The following is a 25231-nucleotide window of genomic DNA, read 5'->3' as shown; positions in this document are numbered from 1 at the left end:
GAAGCGACCGTCCGGCCGCTGGCCGGCCTCGACGACGACGGTCGCGGCGGCATTGCCGCTCATCACGGCGTTGCGCATGCTCGGGCTCCGCGCCCAACTCGATTCGCCGAGCGCCCTGGAGCGCGCCCGACGGATCGTGACGGCAGGGGCTGATTCAGGACTCTGCTCGTGCGGCGGAGGGTTCGCCGCGCGCCTGGGTGACAGGTGGCGAGGTCGTTGGCGGTGGCCACGCTCGCGGCGGTGACCACGGTGGCGGCGACCGGCGTGGGCCTGGCGTGGCAGTGCAGTTCGTCGGCCACCCGAGGGCTGATCAACATCATGTCGGGGAAATGGGGGTGTCCTGGGCGCGGGATACCGCCACCTCCCCGACATGACGCGCCGCTCAGGCGGCGCGGCGCTCAGGCGGTGGGCGCGCCCCGGAGCAGGCCGCGCGCGTACGCGATGGCCGCCGGGGTGTCCGGGAAGACCAGCCCGTCGCGGCGCAGCTCGTCGGCCACCCCCAGCGCGTCGAGCACCTGGTCGTGTCCCGGCGTCATGCCGGAGAGCAGCACCACGATGCCCCGGCCGCGCAGCCGCCGGATGGCGTCGCCCAGCACGTGTGCCCCGGTGGCGTCCAGCGCCGACACCCGGGACATCCGCAGGATGACCACCCGCACGTCGGCGACGTCGGAGAGCTGGAGCAGGAAGGTGTGCGCGGCGGCGAAGAAGAGCGGCCCGTCCAGCCGGTACGCCACGATGTGCTCGTCGAGCAGCGCGTGTTCCTCGGCGCTGTGCTCGCCCCGGTCGAGGGGCACCTGTTCCAGCCTGGCGCTGCGGGCCACCGCGCGCAGGGCGATGACGATCGCGACGGCGATGCCGACGGCCACGGCGGTCACCAGGTCCCAGATCACGGTGACGGCGAAGGTGAGCACGAGCACCAGCGCGTCGCCCCGGGTGGCGCGCGCCAGCGCCAGGAGCGAGGCGGCCTCGACCATCCGTACGGTGGTGGCGAGCAGCACCCCGGCGAGCGCCGCGAGGGGGATGCGGCCGACGAGCGGCGCGGCGGCGAGCACGATCGCGGCGAGCGCGACGGCGTGGGTCAGCGCGGCCAGCTTCGACGACGCACCGGCGCGCACGTTCACGGCGGTGCGGGCGATGGCGGCGGTGGCGGGGATGCCGCCGAACAGCGGGGAGGCGAGGTTGGCCAGCCCCTGCCCGAACAGCTCCTTGTCGGGGTCGTGCCGTTCGCCGACGGTCATCCCGTCGGCGACGGTGGCCGACAGCAGGCTCTCCAGCGCGGCGAGGGCGGCGACGGCGAGCGCGGAGGGCAGCAGCACGCCGACCGCACCGGGGTCGAGGAAGCCCAGCGACGGCGCGGGCAGCCCCTGCGGCAGGGCGCCGATGCGGACCAGGTCGACCGGCACGGCCTCCGCGAGGATCGTCGCGGCGGCGACCCCGAGGAGGGAGAACGGCACGCCGGGCCGCCAGCGGCCGCCGAGCAGCATCAGCGCCGCGACGCCGAGGGCCACCGCGAGGGCCGCCGGCCGGGGGTGTACGACGAACCGGGCGACCGCGTCGGCGGCCACCGCCCACACCCGGTCGCCGTGCGCGTCGGTGACGCCCAGCGCGGCGGGCACCTGTTGCAGGGCGATGACCACGGCGATGCCGGCGGTGAAGCCCTCGATGACGGGGGTGGGCAGGTAGCGGACGTACCGGCCGAGGCGGGCCAGCGCGAGGGCGATCAGCACGAGGCCGGCCATCGCGCCGACCATCAGCACCCCGGCCGGGCCGAACTGCTGCACCACGGGCACCAGCACCACGGTCATCGCGCCGGTAGGGCCGGAGACCTGGAGGTTGGAGCCGCCGAAGACGGCGGCCACGGCACCGGCGACGACGGCGGTGACCAGCCCCGCCTGCGCGCCGAGCCCGGAGGTGACGCCGAAGGCGAGGGCCAGCGGCAGGGCGACGATCGCGACGGTGAGGCCGGCGAGCAGGTCGCGGCGGGGCGAGCGGCGTACGGCGTGCCAGTCGGCGCGGCCGGGCAGCAGGCCGAGGACGCGGTCGCGGACGGCGGCGGTCGCGGCAGTGGCGGCTGTCGCGGCTGTGGCGGCGCTCACCGGCCCGCACCGGGCCGCGAGCCGGTCTCCCCGCTGGCGGCCGGAGCCGGGCCGGCAGCCGGCACGGAGTCGGCGCGCAGCTCGTCGAGGAGGGCGTCGCGGTCGGTGAGGACCGCGCCGAGGATGCGCCGCCCGGCGGCCAGCAGGTCGGCCACGTCGGGGGTGCTGAGGGAGTACATGACCAGGGGGCCGTCGCGGTGGGAGGCGACCATGCCGGCGCGGCGCAGCACGGCGAGCTGCTGGGAGAGGTTGGACGCCTCGACGTCGATGACGGCGAGCAGGTCGCGGACGGGCTTCGGCCCGTCCTGGAGCAGTTCGAGCACGCGGATGCGCACGGGGTGCCCGAGGGTGCGGAACAGCTCGGCCTTGGCCTGGTACAGCGGCACGGACACCTGGGGACTCCCGGCTCGACGACCCATACATGAAGACTTTACCACTTGCAGAAGTCTTCAAGTCGTGAGCCGGGACACCCCGCGCCCCGGTCAGGCCGCCGGGACGAACCGGGCCGCGTCGGCCACCACGTACCCGTCGGTGCCCTCCGTGCGGATCAGCACGCTGCCCGCCGAGCCCGCCGCGAACTCGTACGCCCCGAGCGACACCCACTGCCCGCCCGAGCCGCGCTGGTCCACCGTGCGGGTGGTCACGCCCCCGGCGTGCGCCACGTCCACCGGGACGTTGCTCGCCCGGTTCGGATCGGCCGTCCAGCGCAGGTGGACCGTCCACGTGCCGGCGGCCGGCAGCGCCGGGGTGAACCGCAGCCGGTTGACGCCCTTGCCGGTGTTGCCGTCGTGCTCGTAGTCGGTGCCGTAGTAGCCGCCGACCTGGGTGCTGCCCACCCAGACCCCGGCCCGGGTCACCCCGGCCGAACGGTTGTCGACCACGATCTCGCCCTCGGTGGCGGACGGCCAGGTGAGGATCTGCCCGTCGGCGCGCAGCCGGGCCTGGAGGGCGCCGACGTCGACCCGCTGCGCCGGCACGCCCGCGTCCAGGGCCAGCTTCGCCGCCGTCGCGGCGGACTGGGCGAGGATCATGAACACCGGCTCCATCCGGATCGAGCCGTACGCGATGTGGCTGGCCGCCAGGCAGACCGGGACGAACAGGTTGGCGCACTGCCCCTGCGCGGGCACGATCGACCGGTAGCTGACCGGGTACGGCCCCGGCACCCCCACCTGCACGTCGCCCTCGTTCTTCACCACCCCGTTCACCACCACCCGCTGGCAGTTGTGCGAGTCCATCGTGTAGCTGGCCAGGCCGACCGAGTCGGCGACCCGCACCGCGCCCCGGCAGTCCCGCTCCGTCATCACGTAGTCGGCGAGCATCCGCCGCGCCTCGCGGACGTACAACTGGGGTGGCCAGCCGCCGGTGGCGGTGAACTCGTCGGCGGCCAGGCCCCAGGCGGCGGTGTCGGCCCGGACCGACGCCGGCAGCCGGGGGTCGTTGGCCAGGAACCACAGCAGACCCTGCTGGTACGCCCGGTGCTCGGCCACCATCGTCTGCCGCTGCGCCCAGGTGGCCGTCGGATACCCGTGGCTGGCCCCGATGAAGTCGGTGGAGAACGCCCCGGTGTTGTTGGAGTCGGTCTTGCCGCCGCCGACGCTCTGGGTGGTGAAGAACGGGCCGGTGTAGCCGGCCTGCACGTAGCGCAGCAGCAGCTCGTAGTCGGCCGGGTCGTAGCCGGCCGGCTTCGGGAACGGGATCCGGTCGGCGGCCCGGGTGAGGCACATCCGGAAGTTGTACGCCTGGATCCGGTCGTCGCCGGTGCCGTTGGGCGCGACGGGGGCGGCGGAGATGCCGGGGAGCAGGCCGCTCGCGGCGTTGCCCGGCACCACGTACGGGTCGACGGGCAGGGTGAACTGGTGCGCCCCGCGCAGCTGCACCCCGTTGATCGTCTCGCCGTACACCGAGTTGGCCTCCCGGCCGACCGTGTACGACACCCCGGCCGCCGCCATGAGGTCGCCCTCGTAGGTGGCGTCGACGAACATCCCGCCCGCGAAGAGCCGCCCGTCGTCGGTGGCCAGGCCGGTGAGCCGGTCGCCGGCGCGGGTCACGGAGGCGAGCCGGGCGTCGAGGTAGACCGGGATCGCGTGCTCGGCGAGCAGGTCGGCGAAGACGGCGGCGGCGACGTGCGGCTCGAAGACCAGCCGCATCGGCGAGGTGGGGGTGACGGCCGTGCCGGCGTACTTCGCGTGGACCCGGCGGTAGAACTCCCCGGCGAGGCCGCCGATGGCGGCGCTGGTGCCGCTGTCGGTGTAGCCGAGGCCGCCGGTGGTCAGCCCGCCGACGTGGCCGCCCGGCTCCACGATCAGCGCGGTGCGCCCCAGCCGGCGCATCTGCACGGCGGCCATGATCCCCGCCGAGGTCGCGCCGTAGACGACCAGGTCGGCGGTGACCGTGGCGGCGGCGAGGGCGGGCAGGCCGGGGCCGGCGGCGGCCTGGACTGGCAGGCCGAGACCGGTGGCGGGGGCGGCGACGAGGAGGGTGACGCCGCCGAGGCGCAGCAGGTGGCGACGGTCGAACGAGAGCGGCATCGCGCAGGCCCTTCGGGGAAAGGGAAAGGCGCGCGCCGCCGCACCTCGGGAACGCATCGACTCTCGTGCATGCACTCGGCCGCTGTCAAGCGCCTGCGGGGTGTTTGGAGGGGCCCCTTCCTATACAGAAAGCGTTAACAAGGGGCCCCTCCTTTCAATTCACCGTGCGCAGGACGGGGCGGGTGGTGAGGGCGGCCGCGGGCAGCGGGCGCGGGGCCCGCACCGTGAACGTCGCCGACTCCCCCGGCAGCAGCGTCACCAGGGCCTCGTCGACCTCGGCGGCCGGGTCGAGGCGGTCCGGGAACAGGGTCAGGTCGCGCAGGAACGTGCGGGCGGTGACGCGTACCCGCTGCCCGCCGTCGACCTCCTCGACCGTGGCGTCGTATTCCGCCACGGGCCAGTCGGCGTCGCGGTCCTCGGCGAAGAACCAGAACGCCCGCCCGGCGTCGCCGTCGGCCTCGGCGACCAGCAGCTCCCGCCGGGCCTGCTCCGGCCGGGCCAGGTCCGCCGGCAGCGCCAGCTCCACCGTCGCGTACGCGGGCACGTCGAGGTCGTACGCCGACTTCGCCCTCGGCTCGCCGTCCGCCGTGACCCGGGTGACGGTGGCGGGGGCCCGCCACGGCTGCCCGGTCTCGTTGACGGCCACCAGCGCCAGCCCGCCGTCGCGGGGCTGGACGGTGAGCAGCCGGTCGGCGTACGCGCGGCGCAGCGCGTGCCACAGGGGTTTGCGCCGGCCGTCGCCGTCGACGGCCGCCCAGGAGGTGACGGGCCAGCAGTCGTTGAGCTGCCACACGATGGTGCCCATGCACACCGGCCGGTGCGAGCGGAAGTGCTCCACCCCGAGCTGGATGGCGCGGGCCTGGTTGAGCTGCGTGAAGTAGTGCCACTCGGCGAAGTCGGCCGGCGGGGGCAGGTGCGCATCCAGGCCCCGCTGGAGCTTCGCGTCGCCGTCGATGGCCTTCTGGTGGTGGGCCATCCCGGGCGAGTCGGGGGCGAGCGGGTCGTCGGAGATGGCCCGGCGCAGCGTCGCGTACGCCGGGGGCGCCTGGTAGCCGAACTCGGCGACGAACCGGGGCACGTACTCGCGGTACTTCGTGTAGTCGTCGGTGTTCCACACGTCCCAGATGTGCATGCTGCCGCGCGCCGGGTCGTTGGGGTGGACGTCCTCGCTGCCCGACCAGGGGCTGCCCGGCCAGTACGGGCGGGTCGGGTCCAGCTCGGCGACGATCGCCGGCAGCAGCTCCAGGTAGTAGCCCCGGCCCCAGGTGCGCCCGGCGAGGCGCTCCTGCCAGCCCCAGTCGTGCCAGGCCCAGATGTTCTCGTTGTTGCCCGTCCACAGCACCAGCGACGGGTGGGCGGCCAGCCGGGTGACCTGTTCGCGCGCCTCGGCCTCCACCTCGGAGCGGAACGGCTCCTCCTCCGGGTACGCGGCGCAGGCGAACAGGAAGTCCTGCTGCACCAGCAGCCCGAGGGAGTCGGCCAGCTCGTAGAAGTCCTCCGACTCGTACCGGCCGCCGCCCCAGACGCGCAGCAGGTTGATGTTCGCCTCGACGGCCTGGTCGAAGCGGTGCGCCAGCCGCGCCCGGGTGACCCGGTCGGGGAACGCGTCGTCGGGGATCCAGTTGACCCCCCGGGCGAACACCGGCACGTCGTTGACGACCAGGGTGAACGCGGAGCCGTGCGCGTCGGGCGCGGTGTCCAGGCGCACGGTGCGGAAGCCGATCCGGCGGGACCAGGCGTCCAGCTCCCGGCCGTCGGCGGCGTGCAGGGTCACGTCGAGGGGGTGCAGCGGCTGGTCCCCGTACCCCCGGGGCCACCACAGCGCGGGGTCGCGGACCTCGACGGTCAGCGCGGCCGTGCGCTCCCCGGCCGCGACGACGGCCTCGGCGGCGGACCCGGCCACCGTCGCGCGGACGGTGACCGGCTCGTCGTCGGCGGCCTGCCCGGCGGTGGCGGCGCGCTCGACCTCGACGACCACCTCGACCCGGCCGACGCCGTCGGCGACGGTGACCAGCGGCCGGACCGTCGCGAGCCGGGCCGTGGACCAGGCGTGCAGGCCGATGTCCTGCCAGATGCCGGCGGTGACGACCGTCGGCCCCCAGTCCCAACCGAAGTTGCAGGCCGTCTTGCGGATGAAGTTGAAGGGCTCGGGGTACGCGTTGGGCCGGTCGCCGAGCCGGTCCCGGTGCGCCTCGGCGTAGCGGTACGGCGAGTCGAACCGGACGGTCAGCGTGTTGGCCCCCGGCCGCAGCGCGTCCGCCACGGCGAACCGGTAGCCCCGGTGCATGTTCTCGGCGCGGCCGACCTCGACGCCGTTGACGGCGAGCGTGGCGACCGTGTCGAGGCCGGCGCAGACCAGGTCGACCCGGTCGGCGTCGCCGGCCGGCGCGTCGAACGTGGTCTCGTAGACCCAGTCGGTGCGCCCGATCCACGCCAGCGCCGTCTCGTTGTCGTCGAGGTACGGGTCGGGGATCAGGCCGGCGGCGAGCAGGTCGGTGTGCACGCAGCCGGGCACGGTCGCCGGGACCGACCGGCCGGCCACCTGCGGCGGCACCTGGCCGCCGGCGACGGCCCGCAGCAGCCAACCCTCGTGCAACGATTGCCGGATCACGACTTCACCGCGCCTTCCATGATTCCGCGGACGATCTGACGCCCGCCGACGAACAGCATGACCACCAGGGGGATCGTGGCGACGAACGCGCCGGCCAGCACCCGCCGGTAGATCACGTAGTTGCCGCTGGCCAGGTCGGAGATGGCCACCATCGAGGTGGGAAAGTCGGTGCCGCTGAGCGTGATCAGCGGCCACTGGAAGTCGTTCCAGGTGGCCACGAACGTGAGCAGGCCGAGCACCGCGAGGGCGGGCCGGATCGCCGGCAGCACCATGCTCCAGTAGATCCGCATGGTGGTCGCGCCGTCCACCCGCGCCGACTCGACCAGCTCGTCGGGGACGGAGTTGACGATGAACTGCCGCATGTAGAACACGCCGAACGCGGTGACCAGGCCGGGCGCGATGACGGCGAGCAGGGTGCCGTTCCAGCCGAGCTTGCCCATCACGATGTAGAGCGCCACGATGCCGAGCTGGTTGGGCACGGTGAGGGTGAGCACCACGAACAGCATCAGCCAGCCGCTGCCCTTGAAGCGCAGCTTGGCGAACGCGAACCCGGCCAGCGAGCAGAAGAACAGCACCGAGGCGGTGACCACGGTGGAGACGATGAAGCTGTTGATCAGGCCGGCGGCGAAGAAGACGTCCTGGAGGGAGAAGACCTCCTCCAGGTTGACCAGGAACTGGTTGCCGGGCACGACCGCCGGGGGGATCTTCGCGAGGGCCTCGTCGTCGCTGGTGGCGATGACGAACATCCAGTACAGCGGGAAGACCGAGAACAGGATCGTCACGGCCAGCAGCAGGTACGTCCCGAGGCCCGCCGGGGTGTCCTGCGGGGCGCGGCCCATCAGCCGGGCCCGGCGGCCCCGGGGCGCGGGGGCCTGCTCCACGGGCCGCGGCGCGGTGTCGACACTCATTTGCGCCCTCCGGACAGGCGGCTCGTCAGCCAGGTGTTGATGCCGGCGACGACGAGGATGATCAGGAACAGGGCCCAGGACATCGCGGCGGCGTAGCCGAGGTTGAGGTCCTTCCAGCCCACCTTGTAGATGAGCTGGGCGATGGTCTGCCACTCGCCGTTCGGGCCGCCGGTGGCCGCCTGCGCGTTGAGGTCGAACAGCATCGGCTCGGTGAACAGCTGGAGGCCGCCGATGGTGGAGAGCACGACGGTGAACACGACGACCGGCTGGATCATCGGCACGGTGATCCGCCAGAGCTGCTTCCACGGGCCCGCGCCGTCGATGGCCGCCGCCTCGTAGACGTCGCGCGGGATGGACTGCATCGCCGCGAGGTAGAGCAGCGCGTTGTAGCCGATCCACTTCCAGTTGACCATGGTGGCGACGGCGATCCAGGAGTGCAGCTTGTCGGCCCGCCAGTCGATCGGGGCGTCGCCCCCGCCGAACGGGCCGAGCAGCCAGTTGGCCATGCCGAAGTCGCGGGAGAAGAAGACGCTGAACACCATCGTGGAGGCGACGATCGGCGTGACGTACGGCAGCAGGATGCCGACCCGCCACCAGGTCTGGGCGCGCAGCCTGCGGTTGAGCAGCGAGGCGATCACCAGGGCGAGCAGCAGCTGCGGCAGCGAGGAGAGCAGGAAGATGCCGAACGTGTTGTAGAGGGCGTTCCAGAAGTCCTCGTCGCCGGCGAGCCGGGCGAAGTTGTCGAACCCGGCCCAGTACGGCAGCGTCGGGTCGTCCAGCTCGTAGTTGCGCAGCGACACCACGCCGTTGAACAGCAGCGGGAACAGGCCGAAGACGGCGAACAGCAGGAAGAACGGCGCGATCATCAGGTACGGCATGTAGCGCATGTCGAAGCGGTACAGCCGGTTGCGCCAGGTGAGCCGCCGCTCGTCGGCCCCGGATCCGCCGGTGCCGCGCTCGGGCGCGGAGCGGGGGGACGGTGGCGCGGCGCGGGTGGTGGACATGGGGGACGCTCCAGGGCCGGTCGGACTGTGCGGGGGTGTCGGGGAGGGCGTTGCCCGGCCCCCCGCGCCGGGGGCGACGCGGAGGCCGGGGCGTCAGGACTTGCTGGCCTTCTCGGCCTCCTTGACCGCCTCGGCCCAGGCGGCGTCCGGCTTCAGCGTCCCGTTCTCCACCCGCCGGATGACGTTCTCCACGTTCACCCGCGTCGGGCCGTTCTTCTTGCCCTGGTACTGCGGGGTGAGGCCCTGCGCCATCTTCGGGAAGATCTGCCCGACCGGGGCGTCGTTGAAGAACGGGTTCTTGAACTCGGCGATCGCCGGGTCGGCGTAGAGGGCCGGCTGCGACGGCAGGTTGCCGACCTTCTTGAAGATCTCGATCTGCTGCTCCGGCTGCACCAGCCACTCCAGCAGCTTGTACGCCTCGTCGACGTTCTTGCTCTGCTTGGGGATGGTCAGGAACGAGCCGCCCCAGTTGCCGCCGCCGCCGGGCACGGCCGCGATGTCCCACTTGCCCTCGGTGCCGGGGGCGGTCTCCTTGATGTGCCCGAGCATCCACGCCGGGCAGGCGAGGACGGCGAACGCGCCGCTGGTGAAGCCCTTGTCCCAGTCGGCCTGGAAGCTGACGAGCTTGGCGGAGATGTCGGCCTGGAGCGCCTTGACGGTGTAGTCGAAGGCGACCTTCGGGCCGCCGTCCATCTGGAGCTGCTCCTGCTCGGTGTAGAAGCCGACCTGCTGCTGGCCGAGGATCGGGTTGAACAGGTTCGTGCCCGAGTCGATGAACTTCTTCTTGGTCTTGCCGGTGTACTGCTGGCCGACCTCGATGAACTTGTCCCAGGTGGGCCACAGCGCGGAGACCTGGTCGCGGTCGGTGGGCAGCCCGGCGGCGGCGAACAGGTCGGTGCGGTAGCACATGGCCAGGCCGCCGACGTCGGTGCCGAGGCCGATCTGGGTCTTGCCGTCGGCGGAGAGCGTCTGCTTCCACTTCCACGGCAGGTACTTGCTCTCGAGCGACCCGGCGCCCTTGTCGAGCAGGTTGACGAACTTGTCGGACTGGCCGCGGAACTGCACGGCGTAGCCCTCGTCGATGGCGGCGATGTCCGCCGCGCCCGAGCCGGCGACCAGCTTCTTCTGCAGGTCCTCGTGCTGGGCGTTGTACTCGCCCGAGTTGAGCTGGATCTTGACGTTGGGGTGCTCGGCCTCGTACTTGGTCTTGAGGTCCTGGAGCCCGAAGTCGCCCCAGAAATTGATCTTCAGGGTGACCGTGCCGCCACCCGCGTCGTCACCGCCGGTGGTGCTCCTGCCGCTGCACGCGGCCACCATGGTCAGGCCGACCGCCCCCACGGCGACCGCGCGGGCCCAGTGGCTCCAGGACCGTCTCATGTCTTCCTCCGAGCAAGATGGAAACGCTCCCGACATCGAGAGACGTTGACTGAACCGGATAAGTGACGCCACCGTACGGGCCGACCCCACCAGTGTCAACGGCCGGTTAACTGAGTGCCTGTTCCGTAACCTTTCGGTGTCCTGCGCAGGCTTAACCGCGCAAGCGCAGCCCCGGGGCCGCGCCACGCACGGGGCCCGGCCCCGACCGCCGGCCCCACCCGGTTGCAGTAGCGTGAGGGCCGCCGGCCACCCCGGCACCGTGCACCCGCCCCGGGGCGGGCCGAGCAAGTGGAGGAACACGCCGGTGAAGCGGCCGACCATCGCCGACGTCGCGCGGCGGGCCGGGGTCTCCAAGGGCGCGGTCTCGTACGCGCTGAACGGGCAGCCCGGCGTCTCCGAGGCGACCCGCCAGCGCATCCTGGCCATCGCCGCGGAGATCGGGTTCAGCCCGAGCAGCGCCGCCCGGGCGCTCTCCGGCGCCAGCGCCAACGCCGTGGGCCTCGCCCTGTGCCGCCCGGCCCGGATACTCGGCATCGAGCCGTTCTTCATGGAGCTGATCAGCGGCGTCGAGGCCGAGCTGTCCGCCCGCTCGTACGCGCTGACCCTCCAGGTGGTCGCCGACCCCGACGCCGAGATCGCGGTCTACCGCCGCTGGTGGGCCGAGCGCCGCGTCGACGGGGTCTTCGTCTGCGACCTGCGCACCGACGACCGGCGGGTGCCGGCGCTGGAGGAGCTGCAACTGCCGGCCGTGGTGATCGGCGGCCCCGGGCACACCGGCGGGCTGGCCCACGTCTGGTCCGACGACGCCACGGCGCTGGTCGAGACCGTGGAATACCTGGTCGCCCTGGGGCACCGCCGCATCGCCCGGGTCGGCGGCCTGCCCTCGCTGCTGCACACCGAGGTCCGCAGCGACGCCTTCACCGAGGTGTGCGCCCGGCTCGGGCTCGACGAGTCGGTCACGGTCTGGTCGGACTACACCGGCGAGGAGGGGGCCCGGGCCACCCGGCGGCTGCTCAGCTCCCCGCACCGCCCCACCGCCGTCATCTACGACAACGACGTGATGGCGGTGGCGGGCCTGTCCGTGGCCCAGGAGATGGGCCTGACGGTCCCCGGCGACCTGTCCATCGTCGCCTGGGACGACTCGCCCCTGTGCCAGCTCGTGCACCCGCCGCTGACGGCGCTGGGCCGGGACATCCCCGCGTACGGCGCGCACGCCGCCCGGCAGCTGCTCCAGGTGATCGCGGGCGAGCCGGTCAGCGGCGTGCAGGGCGAGACGGCGCACCTCACCCCCCGGGGCAGCACGGCACCACCCCGGGCACGGTGAGCCGGGCCAGGGTCGACTGAACCGGTTAAGCGGTCACCGGGACGCCGAAGGGAACTCCTCGAAGTACGCCTCCACCCGCTCGGCGGTCGCCGGGCGGGCCAGCGCGTGGCCCTGCCCGTACCGGCAGCCGGCCCGCGCCGCCGCGTCCACCTGCGCCGGGGTCTCCAGCTCCGCCGCGACGACCTCCAGGCCGAGGCGTTGGCCGAGGCCGACCACCACGTCGGTCAGCGGCGGCCGCACCGGCCCGCCCGCACCGGCCGCGTCGGGTCGGTGCGCGGACGACGCCGCCGGGGCCAGCTTCAACAGGTCGACCGGGAGCCGGCGGAGCTGGGCCAGCGAGGCGTGCTCGGCCCGGAACCCGTCCAGGGCCGTGCGGACGCCGAGCGACCGCAGCCCGGCGAGCCGGGCCACCACCGCCGGCAGCTCCGGGCCGACGCGGGGCTCGGCCACCTCGACCACCAGCCGGTCCGCCGGCACCCCGTGTGTGGCCAGCACCGCCGCCGTGCGGGGCAGGAAGTCCGGCGCGGTCAGCTCCCCCGGGGTGACGTTCACCGACATCCACAGCCGCCGGTCGCCGGCCGACCAGTCGGCGAGCTGACGGCACGCCCGGTCCAGCACCCAGCGGCCCACCTCGCCGATCAGGTCCAGGTCCTCGGCGACCGGCAGCAGCTCGGCCGGCAGCACCGTGCCCAGCACCGGGCTGCGCCAGCGCAGCAGCGCCTCCGTGCCCACCGGCAGCCGGTCGGCCAGCCCCAGCACCGGCTGGTAGACCAGGTCCAGCTCGCCCCGGGCCACCGCGCCGGGCAGCTCCCGCTCCAGGTCGAGCCGGCGCACCAGCTGCTCCTCCAGGTACGCGTCGTACCACTCGATGCGGTCCCGCCCGAGCTGGGCGGCCCGGCGGCGGGCCAGGTCCGCCTGGCGCAGCACGTCGTCGGGCCCCACGCCGCCGACCTCGGCCAGGCCGACGTTCGCCTGCAACCGGACCTCCTCGTCGCCCGCCATCCGGTACGGCTCCGCCAGCGCCGCCAGCAGCCGGGTGCCCAGCCCGTACGCGAGCACGGGGCCCACGTCGGTGAGCACCGCGAACTCGTCGCCCACCAGCCGGGCCACCAGGTCCTCCGGGCCGGCCACCGCCCGCAGCCGGCGGGCCACCTCGACCACGACCGTGTCGCCGAACGCGTGCCCGCGACCGTCGTTGACCGCGCCCAGGCCGTGCAGGTCGACCACCAGCAGCGCCCCCGACCCGCCCCGGCGGGCGCGCAGCTCGCGCAGCAGCTCCCGCCGGTTGGCCAGCCCGGTGAGCTGGTCGGTCGCGGCCAACTGGTGCACCGCGCGTTCCAACCGGCGACGCTCGCCGACGTCGCGCACGTGCAGCACGAGCGCGCGGACCTCGGGCACGCCGCGCTGGTCGCTCACCGTCGACTCGGTCTCCCGCCACGCCCCGCGCCCGTCGCGCATCCGCGCCGGCAGCAGCGTCGGACGGTCGCCGGCGAGCACCCCGTCGAGCAGCCGCGCGATCCGCCCCGCGTCGTCCGGGTGCAGCAGGTCGGCGAAGTGCCGGCCGAGCACGTCGGCGTCGGTGAGGGCGAAGAGCCGGGCCGCCGCCGGGGACTGCCAACGCACCCGCAGCGCGTCGTCCAGCAGCAGGATCAGGTCGTTGCCGCCGGAGACCAGCGCGCGGAAGTGCGCCTCCTGGGCGGCGAGCCGGCCGGCGTACCGACGGTTGTCGGCTGCGGAGATCAGCTCCCGGACGACCAGCGGGGGGATCACCGAGAGGCCGAGCAGGACCATGCCGGTGCTGAACGGGCCGTACGCGGCCAGGTGCCCGGCGGCGGCCAGGGTGGCGATGCCCGCGGGCGCGCTGACCCGGGGCCAGACCGGCGGCGGGCCCCCCGCCCGCCTCGGGTCGCCGGCGGCCACCCGCCGGACCCCGGCCGCGGTGAGCAGCACGCCGGCCACCAGCGGCGGCACGGTCGCCAAGGCCGCGCGGTCCGGCGCGCCGTAGGCCAGCAGCACGATCAGCGCGAGCAGGCCGAACTGGGCGGCCCCGGTGCCCAGGAGGCAGACCGCCGCGCCCGGGCGGCGTCGCCAGTCGGCCAGGGCCGCCACGCCGACCGCCGCGAAGCCGAACCCGCCGGACGCCACCGCGATCCGGGCGGCGAGCGGGGCCTGCTCCGTCGGCAGCAGCACCCAGGCGGCGAAGTGCAGGCTCAGGCCCAGGCTGACGATGTCCGTCGCGTGGCGCACCCGGGCGCGCGCCGCCAGCCGGGTGCGGCCGGGCAGCAGGAGCAACCCGACGGTGTGCAGCACGGCGGCGAGGCCGAGCCCCGCCGCGCCGACGGCGACGCGCAGTCCGGCGGCGACCAGCGGCAGCACCGCGACGGTCAGCCCGACGGAGAGCACCGCCGCGTGGAGCAGCCCGGCGGCGGGCCGCACCCGCGGGCCACGCCACGGGCCGGGTCGCGCGACGTCGTCTCCGGCGGGGTCACCGCCCCGGGCCGGGACGACCAGCCGGGACAGCCGGGCCCCGGCGAGGGCGCTGCCGGCGGCCCCGGCGAGCGCCACCACGGCCAGCGGCGGGACCGCGCCGGCCAGCCCGGCGAGGACGAGCAGCGCCACCGCCGCCAGCACCAGCAGGTCGGCGGGGCGCAGGCGGGGAACACCTGAGGGGTACGCGACGGGCACGGCGGTCGCCTTCGTGAGGGGGCACGGGCGGATGCGGTACGGCGGTGCGTCCCGGCACGGCGGTTGCGGTCGCCGGGCCGGGATGAGGGGCGGTGCCGCCCGGTGGACGGGCCCGCCAGCGGCATGGCATGGCGCGGCGGGTGAACGCGCCCAACACGGGAGAACGATTCATCGTCACCGCCGGACGCGGACGCGGCGGACCGGGTGGGCGTGATTCGGGTCACTGCCCCCCGCCGGCCATCCGCCGCCCGGCCGGCGGGTCACACCGGCCGGGTGGGATCATCTCCGGGTGCGTACCGAGACCGTCCGCTTCCGCCACAACCAGGCGATCCTGGTCGCGGCGGTGATCGCCTTCATCGGGGCCCTGCCGCTGGCCAGCGCCGGGTGGTATTTCGTGCCCGTGCTGCTCGTCCCGCTGGCGATCGGGGTCTGGGCCTGGCGGGCCGGCACCGAGGCCGACGCCCGGGAGCTGCGCCTGCGGGCGCTGGCCGGGCAGCGCCGGGTCGCCTGGGACCGGGTCGTCGAGCTGGGCGCCGACGCCCGGGGCCGGGCGGTAGCCCGGCTCGACGACGGCGAGCTGCTCGTGCTGCCCGGGGTGCGCGGCAGCGAACTGCCCCGGCTCGTCGCGGCCACCGGCCAGAACCTGCCCGGCCCGGCCGCCTGACCCCACCGCCGTGGGCCGGCCGGTCAGTAGCCGTCCGACACCGCGTTCACCAGCGGCTCCCCCGCGGCGAAGCGCCGGACCTGCTCGGCCACCAGCCGGTACGCCCGGGGCAGCAGCCCGCGCACCGAGCCGGCGACGTGCGGGGTCAGCAGCACGTTCGGCAGCTCCCACAGGGGGTGATCGGCGGGCAGCGGCTCCGGGTCGGTGACGTCCAGCGCGGCCCGCAGCCGCCCGGTCGCCAGCTCGGCGACCAGCGCGTCGGTGCGGGCCACCGGGCCGCGCGCGGCGTTGACCAGCAGCGCGCCGTCGGGCATCGCGGCGAGGAACTTCTCGTCGACCAGGCCGCGCGTCGCGTCGGTCAGCGGCACCAGCACCACCACCACGTCGGCCTCGGGCAGCAGCGCCGGCAGCTCGTCGACCCCGTGCACCCCCTCGGCGGGACGCGGCGTGCGGGCGACCAGGGTGAACGTCACCTCGAACGGGGCGAGCCGGGCCCGCACCGCCGCGCCGATCGAGCCCGCCCCGACGATGAGCACCCGCTTGCCGGCCAGCTCGTCGGTCGGGCAGAGCCGGTCGTAGGCCCACTCGCGGCGGGACTGGGCGAGGGCGAAGGCGGGGAAGCCGCGCACCTGGGACAGGATCGCGGCGACCACCCACTCGGCCGTGCCGACGTCGTGCACGCCGCGCGCGTCGCAGAGGGTCACCCCGGGCGGCACCCGGCCCGCCCAGGCGTCCGCGCCGGCCGAGAGGAGCTGCACCACCCGCAGGTCGGGCAACCTCCCGAGCAGGGCGGTGGCGTCCACGCCGGAGAGGAACGGCGGCACCCAGAACCGGACGCCGGCCACCTCGGAGGGCAGCCGCGACGGGTGCTCGGCCACCTCGACGGTGACCCCGGGCGGCACCTCGCCGAGGAGGGCGCGGCCGGCGGGATGCGGAATCCATACCTTCACGGACGCCGACGATAGCCGGTGCGGGCCCCGTGACGGCACCGCCGGGCGGCTAGGCTGGGCCGGGTGAGCACCGGAGCCCCGTACCCCCGCAAGAGCCCGCTGCGGGCGGCCGTCGCGGCGTCCTGCGCGGCGCTGCTGCTGGCCGCCGCCGGGTGCAGCTTCGGCGAGCCGGAGCCGGACCCGGCCGGCGAGCCGCCCAACCTGCCCACCCCGTCGGCCTCCGCGCCCGCCGGGGCCGGCCCGCAGGTGGTCACCACGGTGCTGGCCAAGGGGCTGCGGGTGCCGTGGGGCATGGCGTTCCTGCCCGACGGCGGCGCGCTGGTCACCGAGCGGGACAGCGGCCGGATCCTCCAGGTCGGCCCCGGTTCCTTGCGCGGCGGGCTGACGGTCACGGCGGTGCGGACGGTGCCCGGCGTGGTGCCCGGCGGCGAGGGCGGGCTCATGGGGATCGCGGTCTCCCCCGACTACGCGACCGACCAGACGATCTTCGTCTACCACACCGCCGCGAACGACAACCGGATCGTCAAGCTGGACCTGGACGGTTCGCCCACCCCGATCCTGACCGGCATCCCCAAGGCCGGCATCCACAACGGCGGCGGACTCGCCTTCGGCCCGGACGGCTTCCTCTACGCGAGCACCGGCGACGCCGGCGACCGGGAGGCCGCGCAGGACCAGAAGAACCTGGGCGGCAAGATCCTGCGGATCACCACCGCCGGCAAGCCGGCCCCGGGCAACCCGTTCGCCGGCTCGCCGGTCTGGTCCCTGGGCCACCGCAACGTGCAGGGCCTGGCCTGGGACGCCGGCAAGCGGATGTACGCCGTCGAGTTCGGCCAGAACACCTGGGACGAGATCAACCAGATCACCAAGGGCGGCAACTACGGCTGGCCCCAGGTCGAGGGCCAGGCCGACGACCGGCGGTACGCCGACCCGCTGGTGCAGTGGCGCACCACCGACGCCTCCTGCTCGGGCCTCGCGGCGACCGACCGGCTGCTGGTCACCGCCTGCCTGCGCGGGCAGCGGCTGTGGCTGGTCGAGCTGACCGACACCGGCACGGTGCTCGGCCAGCCCCGGGAGCTGCTCACCCGCCGGTACGGCCGGCTGCGCGGCGCGGTCGCCGCCCCCGACGGGTCGGTCTGGGTCACCACCTCCAACCACGACGGGCGGGGCCAGCCGGCCCCCGAGGACGACCGGATCCTGCGGCTGGTCTTCACCGACGGCGGCGCGGGCCGCAGCTGACCCGCCGCCGCCAGCAGGGCCGGAATCCCGGGTTTGCCAAGATCCTTCACTGGGCAGGTCAGAATCTCAGCATGGACGGGCAGGAGAACGAAGAGCGCAGCGCCGGCGAAGCCGCGCCCCGCACGGCCGGGCGCGGCCGGGTCCGGCGGCTGGGGGTGGTCCTCGCCGTCCTGGTGATCTCCCTGGCCGGGGCGGTCATCGGCACCCTCGCCGGCGGGCGGGTGCACACCGACATCGGGCCGTTCCGCGCGGAGCTGAGCCTCACCCCGTCGCTGGAGGGCGGCACCACCGTCGACATCCCGCCGCTGGGCGCGCTCCAGCTCGACAGCCACGACGGGCCCACCCACCTCACCGTCGGCCTCGGGGCCCTCGACCAGCGGCGCACCGAGGCGCTGATCGACGACCCGGCGAGCATCAGCCGGGCCAGCCAGTCCGCCGTCACCGACGTCCGCAACGGGGTGCTGCGCCTCGGGCTACGCACCGTCGGCGCGGCCGTGCTGGTCACCCTCATCCTCGCCGGGCTGGTGTTCCGCGACACCCGGCGCACCGCCTGGGCGGGCGGGCTGTCGCTGCTGGTCACCGCCGGCAGCCTCGGCCTCGCCGCGTCCACCATCCGCCCGCAGGCGATCGAGGAGCCCCGGTACGAGGGGCTGCTGGTCAACGCCCCCGCGATCGTCGGTGACGCCCGTCGGATCGCCAACGACTACACGAAGTACGCCGAGCAGCTCCAGCGCCTCGTCGGCAACGTCAGCCAGCTCTACACCACCGTCTCCGCCCTGCCGGTGTACGAGCCGGCCCCTGGCACCACCCGGGTCCTGCACGTCTCCGACATGCACCTCAACCCGACCGGGTGGCAGCTCATCCGCACGGTCGTGGAGCAGTTCGGCATCGACGTGGTGATCGACACCGGCGACATCACCGACTGGGGCAGCGAGCCGGAGGCGTCGTTCGTCGGCTCGATCGGGCTGCTCAAGAAGCCGTACGTCTACATCCGGGGCAACCACGACTCGGGCAAGACGGCCGCGGCGGTGGCCCAGCAGCCCAACGCGATCGTGCTGAACAACTCGACCACCACCGTCGCCGGGCTGACCATCGCCGGCATCGGCGACCCCCGGTTCACCCCCGACAAGGAGACCTCCCCGGCCGGCAGCGGCCTCACCAGCGAGGTGGCCGACCAGGTGATCGGGGCCGGTGAACAGCTCGCCACCACGGTCCGCAACTCGCCCAAGCCGGTGAACATCGCGCTGGTGCACGACCCGGCGTCGGCAGGGCCGCTGTCGGGCACCTGTCCCCTGGTGCTCGCCGGGCACACCCACGCCCGGCAGGTCTCCAAGCTGCCGCAGGCGCCGGGCCAGATGCCGACGCAGCTGATGGTGGAGGGGTCCACCGGCGGCGCGGGGCTGCGCGGCCTGGAGGGCGAGAAGCCCACCCCGCTGTCGATGACGGTGCTCTACTTCGACAAGGAGAAACTGCTCCAGGCGTACGACGACATCACCGTCGGCGGCACCGGCCAGGCGCAGGTCAACCTGGAACGGCACGTGGTGCAGAACCCGAAGGCCGGCGACCAGGTGCCGGTCACCCCGACCCCGACCCGCTGACCCGGCCGCCCCGCCCACCCCGCTCGCCCCCACTCACCCCCGCCGCTCCGCTGCCCTCGCCGCCCGAGCGCCCGCGCGGGCCGTCGGTACGGGGCAGCACGGGCCCGGCCGGTACGGGGCAGCGGGCCCCCGACCTGCGGGCCGCGGACCTGCCGCAGGCATACCGCGGACCTGCTGCGGACCTACGAAGCCATGGCCAACCGTGACGGTGTGTTACTAAACAGCGCCTGTCAACCCACCCCGTCGCCCCCTTTGCTCTGCACCCATCGACGCAACAGTCACCCTCGGCAATCACCCCACCAGAGGTCGATCGGGGAGCGTCAACCGTTTCCGCAGATCAGCGGCAGTGTTGCGTCGATGGGTGCAGAGCAAAGGGAGGGCAAGGTGAGGTGAGGCCGACGGAGAAGGTCACGGAAAGCTACAGAGCGGCACTGACCACGGAGCGCAACGAACCGCAGCCCGTTAGGGGTAGGACCGGCGCGGCCGGCGGGACCGGCGCGGGGCAGCGGGCGGCAGCGGGCGCGGCGACGGAAGCCAGCGGAGGGCGGGGCGGGGGTCAGCGCAGCGAGAGGGCGGCCAGGGCCGCGTTGACGATGCTCCCGGGCAGCAGGTCGTGCAGCTCGTACAGCTCGCGGACGCTGCCCGACTGGCCGAACTCGTCCACGCCGAGCGGCACCGCCGGGGCCCCGACGGCCGAGCCGAGCCAGGCCATCGCGTGCGACGCGGCGTCGTGCACCGTCACCACCGGCACCCGGTCGACGAACGCCGACCGCAGCGCCCCCGGCACGCTCGGCACGGTGGCCGTCCGCACCCCTTGGCGCAGGGTGCGCTGCCACGCCCGGTAGAGGCGGTCCAGGCTGGTCACGTCCACCACGTGCGCGGCCACGCCCTCCTCGGCCAGTTCGGCGGCGGCGGCGAGCACCTCCGGCAGCACCGCGCCGGAGGCGGCGAGCTGCACCACCGGCGCGTCGGCCAGCTCCGGGTGCGCCGCGTGCGCGTCGACCAGCCGGTACGCCCCGGCGACCGCCTGCCGGCGCAGCACCGCGTCGCCGAGCCGTGCCCTGGCCGCCTCGAAGGGCGCCTGGTCGATCGGGCGGGTGCTGAGCCGGAAGTAGTACGCCCCGTCCTCGACCGGCGCGGCCGTGCTGGCCGGCGTGCCCCCGGCGGCGATCTGCCCGAGGGCGTCGCAGAGCAGCCAGTCGAGGGTGGCCGCGTACGCGGGCTCGACGAACGTCACCCCGGGCAGCTCCAGCCCCACCGACGCGGTGATCGTGGACTGGTGCGCGCCGCCCTCGGGAGCCAGGGTGATGCCCGACGGGGTGCCGGCGACCACGAACCGGGAACCCGAGTAGGTGCCGTAGAGGAACGCGTCGAGGCCGCGCAGCACGAACGGGTCGTAGACGGTGCCGACCGGCAGCAGCGGCTGCCCCGACAGGTCCCACGACAGGCCGAGCTGGCCGAGTAGCAGGAACAGGTTCATCTCCGAGATGCCCAGCTCGATGTGCTGCCCAGCGGGGCTCTCGGTCCAGCGCAGCATCCGGTCCTCCGTCCAGGACCGCTGCTCGGTCGGGGCGAACACCCCCGTCTTGTTGATGAACCCGGCGAGGTTCGTCGAAGTGGCCACGTCGGGCGCGGTGGTCACCAGGTAGGGGGCGACGCCCTCGTCGCGGGCCAGCTCCACCAGCACCCGACCGAAGACCTCCTGGGTGGAGACGGGCCGGTTCGCGCGTACCCTCGTGGTTTCCGGAACGGCGACCGGCAGCGCCCGCCCGGCCGGCGGTCGGGACAGCGCCTCCCGGCGCGCGCCGGCCCGGATGCCGGCCGGCGACGCCGGGTCGAGGCGGTCCCACTCGGTGGCGGGGGTCAGGCCGTGGGCCGCGCGCAGCTCGTCGACCTGCGCGGTGGTGAGCAGCGCCGAATGGTTGCGGGGATTGCCGGCGATGGGCAACCCCCAACCCTTCACGGTGTACGCGAAGACGACGCTGGGCCGGTCGGTGACCGCGTCGCACTGGGCGTACGCGTCGAGCATCGCCTGCAGGTCGTGCCCGCCCAGGTCGGTGACCAGCGGGGCCAGTTCGTCGTCGGTGACGTCGGCGATCAGCTCGGCGATGCCGGCCGGCGCGCCGTCGCAGAACCGCTCCCGCAGCGCCGGCCCGGCCAGCCCGAACAGCGACTGGTACTGCTCGTTGGGCATCGCGTCGATCCAGTCGCGCAGCGCCTCCCCGCCCGGCCGCGCGTACGCCTGCGCGAGCCGGCGGCCGTACTTGACCTCGACGACGTGCCAGCCGGCGGCCTCGAACTGGCCGCGCCACTGGTTGATCCGCACCCCGGGCACGACCCGGTCGAGGGACTGCCGGTTGAAGTCGACCAGCCACATCACGTTGCCCAGGCCCGTGGTGGCGGGGTCGGCGACGGCCTCCCAGATGTTGCCCTCGTCCAGCTCGGCGTCGCCGATCAGCGCCACGAACCGGGAGCGGGGGCGCGCGCCGAAGTGCGCGTCGACGTACCGGCGGGTGACGGCGGCGAACAGCGGCGCGGCGGCGCCGAGGCCGACGGAGCCGGTGGAGAAGTCGACGCCGTCGGGGTCCTTCGTGCGCGACGGGTACGACTGGAGGCCACCCCGGGCGCGCAGCCGCGTCAGGTACGACCGGTCGAGGTTGCCGAGCAGGTATTGAATCGCGTGGAACACCGGCGAGGCGTGCGGCTTCACCGCGACCCGGTCGGCGGCGTCGAGGTGCGCGAACCACAGCGCGGTCATGGCCGTGACCAGCGACGCGCTGGACGCCTGGTGCCCGCCGACCTTCACCCCGTCGCCGGTGTCCCGGTCGTGGTTGGCCGCGTCGACGATGCGGGTGGCGAGCCAGAGCACCCGGCGCTGGATCTCGTCGAGGACGTCGAGGTCGTGCTGGTTCACGGGGTGCTCCATCCGGGCGTCGCCGTTGACGCCTCGCGAGGGGGTGGGGGTGGGGGTGCGGGTGTTAGGAGGGGGCCCTTCCTATACAGAAAGCGTTAACAAGGGCCCCCTCCTTGCGTCTCAGGCGCCGAGGCGGGAGAGGATCAGCTCGCGGACCGTCTTCGCGTCGGCCTGGCCGCGGGTGGTCTTCATGACCGCGCCGACCAGCGCGCCCGCCGCCGCGACCTTGCCGCTGCGGATCTTCTCGGCGATGTCCGGGTTGGCGGCGATCGCCTCGTCCACGGCGGCGGTGAGCGCGCCGGTGTCGGAGACGACCTCCAGGCCCCGGGCGGTCATGATCTCCGTAGGCGAGCCCTCGCCGGCCACCACGCCCTCCAGGACGCTGCGGGCCAGCTTGTCGTTGAGCTTGCCCGCGTCGACGAGGCCCTGCAGCTCGGCGACCTGCACCGGGGTGGCCCCGACGTCGGCCAGCTCCACGCCCGTCTCGTTGGCCCGGCGGGACAGCTCGCCCAGCCACCACTTGCGGGCGGCGGCGGGGGTGGCCCCGGCGGCGACGGTCGCCTCGATCAGCTCGACCGCACCCGCGTTGAGCACCGACTGCATGTCGGCGTCGGACAGGCCCCACTGCTCCTGGAGGCGGCGGCGGTGCAGCCGGGGCAGCTCCGGCAGGGCCGCCTTCAGCTCGGCCACCCAGGCGGCGTCCGGGGCGAGCGGCACCAGGTCCGGCTCCGGGAAGTAGCGGTAGTCCGTCGCGGTCTCCTTCGACCGGCCCGGGGTGGTGTCGCCGGTGTCCTCGTGGAAGTGCCGCGTCTCCTGGGTGATCCGGCCGCCCGCGTCGAGCACCGACGCCTGCCGCAGCATCTCCGACCGGACGGCCCGCTCCACCGAGCGCAGCGAGTTGACGTTCTTGGTCTCGGTGCGGGTGCCCCACTCCTGGCCGGGCAGGTTGAGGGAGGTGTTGACGTCGCAGCGCAGCGACCCCTCCTCCATCCGCACGTCGGAGACGCCCAGCGAACGGATCACGTCACGCAGCTCGGTGACGTACGCGCGGGCCACCTCGGGGGCCAGCGCCCCGGTCCCGGGGACCGGCTTGGTGACGATCTCCACCAGCGGGATGCCGGCCCGGTTGTAGTCGACCAGCGACTCCGTCGCGCCGTGGATGCGGCCGGTGGCCCCGCCCACGTGCAGGGTCTTGCCGGTGTCCTCCTCCAGGTGCACCCGCTCGATGCCGATGCGCACCAGCTCGCCGCCCACCTCGACGTCGAGGTAGCCGTCGACGCAGAGCGGCTCGTCGTACTGGCTGATCTGGAAGTTCTTCGGCATGTCCGGGTAGAAGTAGTTCTTCCGGGCGAACCGGCACCACGAGGCGATCGAGCAGTTGAGCGCCAGGCCGATCCGGATCGTCGCCTCGATCGCCGCCTTGTTGGCCACCGGCAGCGACCCGGGCAGGCCCAGGCAGACGGGGCAGACCCGGGTGTTGGGCTCGCCGCCGAAGTCCGTCGGGCAGCCGCAGAACATCTTGGTGTTCGTGCCCAGCTCGACGTGGGTCTCCAGGCCGATCACCGGCTCGTAGCGGGCGACGACGTCGTCGTACGCGGGCAAGGTCGTGGTGCTCATCGGTGCTCCTGCCTCACAGTGCCGGTGGGGTGAACGTGCCGACCGCGGACTCCAGCGCGGCGGCGACCCGGTACATCCGGTCGTCGGCCATCGTGGGGGCCATGACCTGCAGGCCGACCGGCAGCCCGTCGGAGAGGCCGCACGGCACCGAGATGCCCGGCCCGCCGTACAGGTTGGTCGGGATGGTGTACAGGTCGGCCAGGTACATCTGGTACGGGTCGGAGGTGCGCGCGCCGATCGGGAACGCCACGAACGGGGTGGTCGGCGAGATCAGCGCGTCGACCCGCTCGAACGCGGCGGTGAAGTCGCGGGTGATCAGGGTGCGGACCTTCTGCGCCTGCCCGTAGTAGGCGTCGTAGTAGCCCGAGGAGAGCGCGTACGTGCCGAGCATGATCCGGCGCTTGACCTCGGGGCCGAAGCCGGCGTCCCGGGTCAGCGACATGACCTCTTCCAGGGACCGGTTGCCGTCGTCGCCCTCGCGCAGCCCGAACCGGACGCCGTCGAAGCGGGCCAGGTTCGAGGAGCACTCGCTCGGGGCGATCAGGTAGTACGCCGGCAGCGCGTACTTGAAGTGGGGGCAGGACACCTCGACGATCTCCGCGCCGAGCTTGGCCAGGGCGTCGACGGAGTCGCGGAACGCCGCCGCGACGCCCGGCTCCGCGCCCTCGCCGGAGAACTCGGTGACCACGCCCAGCTTCACGCCGGTCAGGTCGCCGGTCGCGCCGAGCCGGGCGGCGGCGACCACGTCGGGCACCGGCTGCGGGATGGAGGTGGAGTCGCGCGGGTCGTGGCCGCCGATGGCCGCGTGCAGCAGCGCCGCGTCAAGCACCGTACGCGCGCACGGGCCGGGGGTGTCCAGCGAGGAGGAGAACGCCACCAGGCCGTAGCGGGAGGTGCCGCCGTAGGTGGGCTTCGCGCCGACGGTGCCGGTGACCGCGCCCGGCTGGCGGATCGAGCCGCCGGTGTCCGAGCCGATGGCCAGGGGCGCCTCGTACGCGGCGAGCGCGGCGGCGCTGCCGCCACCGGAGCCGCCGGGGATGCGGTCGGTGTCCCACGGGTTGCGGGTCGGCCCGTACGCCGAGTATTCCGTGGAGGAGCCCATCGCGAACTCGTCCATGTTGGTCTTGCCGAGCATCACCGTGCCGGCGGCGCGCAGCCGCTGCACGATCGTCGCGTCGTACGGCGGGCGCCAGCCTTCCAGGATCTTCGACCCGACGGTGGTCGGCACGCCCTTGGTGGTGAGCACGTCCTTGACGGCGACCGGCACGCCCGCGAGGGGGCCGAGTTCCTCACCGGCGGCCCGGCGCTCGTCGACGGCGCGGGCGGCGGCGAGCGCGCCGTCGGCGTCGACGTGCAGGAAGGCGTTCACCCGGTCGTCGACGGCGGCGATGCGGTCCAGGTGGGCCTGGGTCACCTCGACGGCCGAGGTCTGGCCGCCGGCGACGAGGCCGGCGATCTCGACGGCGGTCAGCTTGGTCAGGTCGGTCATGACGCCACATCCTCGTCCAGGATCCGCGGGACGCGGAACCGCTGCTCCTCGGCGTCGGGCGCGCCCGACAGGGCCTCGGCCGGGGTCAGGCCGGGCACCACCACGTCCTCGCGCAGCACGTTGGTCAACGGCACGGAGTGGGACGTCGGCGGGATGTCCGCCGCGGCGACCTCGCCGACCTGGGCGACCGCCTGGAGGATCGTGTCGAGCTGGCCGGCGAAGGTGTCCAG

17 protein-coding genes are annotated in these 25231 nt (G+C 74.2%); 4 read left to right on the top strand and 13 right to left on the bottom strand.

Going from position 1 to position 25231, the window contains the following annotated elements; genetic code table 11:
* Positions 1 to 398: 398 nt before the first annotated feature.
* The 7 genes from LPA42_RS27825 to LPA42_RS27795 form a co-directional block, all read right to left on the bottom strand.
* Complete coding sequence (locus LPA42_RS27825; RefSeq protein WP_077936569.1) at positions 399 to 2096, bottom strand: SulP family inorganic anion transporter; 1698 nt, start codon at positions 2094 to 2096, stop codon at positions 399 to 401.
* Positions 2093 to 2488: a helix-turn-helix transcriptional regulator gene (locus LPA42_RS27820; protein ID WP_077936568.1), complete on the bottom strand. Its 396-nt coding sequence runs from the start codon at positions 2486 to 2488 to the stop codon at positions 2093 to 2095. Before LPA42_RS27820 ends, LPA42_RS27825 begins: the two co-directional genes overlap by 4 nt.
* A 90-nt stretch (positions 2489 to 2578) precedes the next feature.
* Positions 2579 to 4624: an FAD-dependent oxidoreductase gene (locus LPA42_RS27815; RefSeq protein ID WP_077936567.1), complete on the bottom strand. Its 2046-nt coding sequence runs from the start codon at positions 4622 to 4624 to the stop codon at positions 2579 to 2581.
* A gap of 154 nt (positions 4625 to 4778) precedes the next feature.
* A complete protein-coding gene (locus LPA42_RS27810; RefSeq protein WP_077936566.1) occupies positions 4779 to 7235 on the bottom strand; it encodes a glycoside hydrolase family 2 protein in 2457 nt (818 codons plus the stop codon).
* On the bottom strand, positions 7232 to 8074 hold the full coding sequence (locus tag LPA42_RS27805) for a carbohydrate ABC transporter permease (RefSeq protein WP_228986973.1): 843 nt from the start codon (positions 8072 to 8074) through the stop codon (positions 7232 to 7234). Before LPA42_RS27805 ends, LPA42_RS27810 begins: the two co-directional genes overlap by 4 nt.
* 65 nt (positions 8075 to 8139) lie before the next feature.
* The gene (locus LPA42_RS27800) at positions 8140 to 9147 is read right to left on the bottom strand and encodes a carbohydrate ABC transporter permease (RefSeq protein WP_043962254.1); all 1008 of its coding nucleotides are present in this window, start codon (positions 9145 to 9147) and stop codon (positions 8140 to 8142) included.
* 93 nt (positions 9148 to 9240) lie between these two features.
* Entirely contained in the window at positions 9241 to 10524 is a 1284-nt protein-coding gene (locus LPA42_RS27795) for an extracellular solute-binding protein (RefSeq protein WP_077936564.1), read from the bottom strand.
* A 304-nt stretch (positions 10525 to 10828) separates the two neighbouring features.
* Here LPA42_RS27795 and LPA42_RS27790 point away from each other — a divergent pair, with 304 nt between their 5' ends.
* Positions 10829 to 11848, top strand: coding sequence for a LacI family DNA-binding transcriptional regulator (locus LPA42_RS27790; RefSeq protein WP_043962251.1), 1020 nt, complete (start codon positions 10829 to 10831; stop codon positions 11846 to 11848).
* A gap of 33 nt (positions 11849 to 11881) precedes the next feature.
* On the opposite strand, the gene LPA42_RS27785 is transcribed toward LPA42_RS27790, so the two are convergent.
* On the bottom strand, positions 11882 to 13993 hold the full coding sequence (locus LPA42_RS27785; protein ID WP_077936580.1) for a bifunctional diguanylate cyclase/phosphodiesterase: 2112 nt from the start codon (positions 13991 to 13993) through the stop codon (positions 11882 to 11884).
* Between the two features lie 829 nt (positions 13994 to 14822).
* On the opposite strand from LPA42_RS27785, the gene LPA42_RS27780 reads away from it, so the two are divergent.
* A complete protein-coding gene (locus tag LPA42_RS27780; RefSeq protein ID WP_077936563.1) occupies positions 14823 to 15197 on the top strand; it encodes a PH domain-containing protein in 375 nt (124 codons plus the stop codon).
* A gap of 23 nt (positions 15198 to 15220) precedes the next feature.
* On the opposite strand, the gene LPA42_RS27775 is transcribed toward LPA42_RS27780, so the two are convergent.
* Positions 15221 to 16147: a 2-hydroxyacid dehydrogenase gene (locus LPA42_RS27775; RefSeq protein WP_077936562.1), complete on the bottom strand. Its 927-nt coding sequence runs from the start codon at positions 16145 to 16147 to the stop codon at positions 15221 to 15223.
* Between the two features lie 54 nt (positions 16148 to 16201).
* Between LPA42_RS27775 and LPA42_RS27770 the strand changes: the two genes are divergently transcribed.
* Positions 16202 to 17383 carry a sorbosone dehydrogenase family protein gene (locus LPA42_RS27770; protein WP_228986972.1) on the top strand — a complete coding sequence of 394 codons (1182 nt, stop codon included), beginning with the start codon at positions 16202 to 16204 and terminating at the stop codon, positions 17381 to 17383.
* Between the two features lie 71 nt (positions 17384 to 17454).
* On the top strand, positions 17455 to 18981 hold the full coding sequence (locus tag LPA42_RS27765; RefSeq protein ID WP_077936560.1) for a metallophosphoesterase: 1527 nt from the start codon (positions 17455 to 17457) through the stop codon (positions 18979 to 18981).
* Between the two features lie 556 nt (positions 18982 to 19537).
* On the opposite strand, the gene LPA42_RS27760 is transcribed toward LPA42_RS27765, so the two are convergent.
* The 4 genes from LPA42_RS27760 to gatC form a co-directional block, all read right to left on the bottom strand.
* Entirely contained in the window at positions 19538 to 21895 is a 2358-nt protein-coding gene (locus tag LPA42_RS27760; protein ID WP_077936559.1) for a pyruvate dehydrogenase, read from the bottom strand.
* A 120-nt stretch (positions 21896 to 22015) separates the two neighbouring features.
* The gene (gatB, locus tag LPA42_RS27755; RefSeq protein ID WP_077936557.1) at positions 22016 to 23512 is read right to left on the bottom strand and encodes an Asp-tRNA(Asn)/Glu-tRNA(Gln) amidotransferase subunit GatB; all 1497 of its coding nucleotides are present in this window, start codon (positions 23510 to 23512) and stop codon (positions 22016 to 22018) included.
* 13 nt (positions 23513 to 23525) lie between these two features.
* A complete protein-coding gene (gene gatA, locus LPA42_RS27750) occupies positions 23526 to 25001 on the bottom strand; it encodes an Asp-tRNA(Asn)/Glu-tRNA(Gln) amidotransferase subunit GatA (RefSeq protein WP_077936556.1) in 1476 nt (491 codons plus the stop codon).
* The coding region (gene gatC / locus LPA42_RS27745) for an Asp-tRNA(Asn)/Glu-tRNA(Gln) amidotransferase subunit GatC (protein ID WP_228986970.1) at positions 24998 to 25231 on the bottom strand (234 nt) is incomplete at its 5' end. The genes gatC and gatA, both read right to left, overlap by 4 nt.

The organism is Micromonospora sp. DH13, from assembly GCF_020873825.1.
Lineage (GTDB): Bacteria > Actinomycetota > Actinomycetes > Mycobacteriales > Micromonosporaceae > Micromonospora > Micromonospora haikouensis.
Note: the sequence above shows the minus strand (reverse complement) of the source record. Positions and strands in the feature narration are given on the sequence as shown.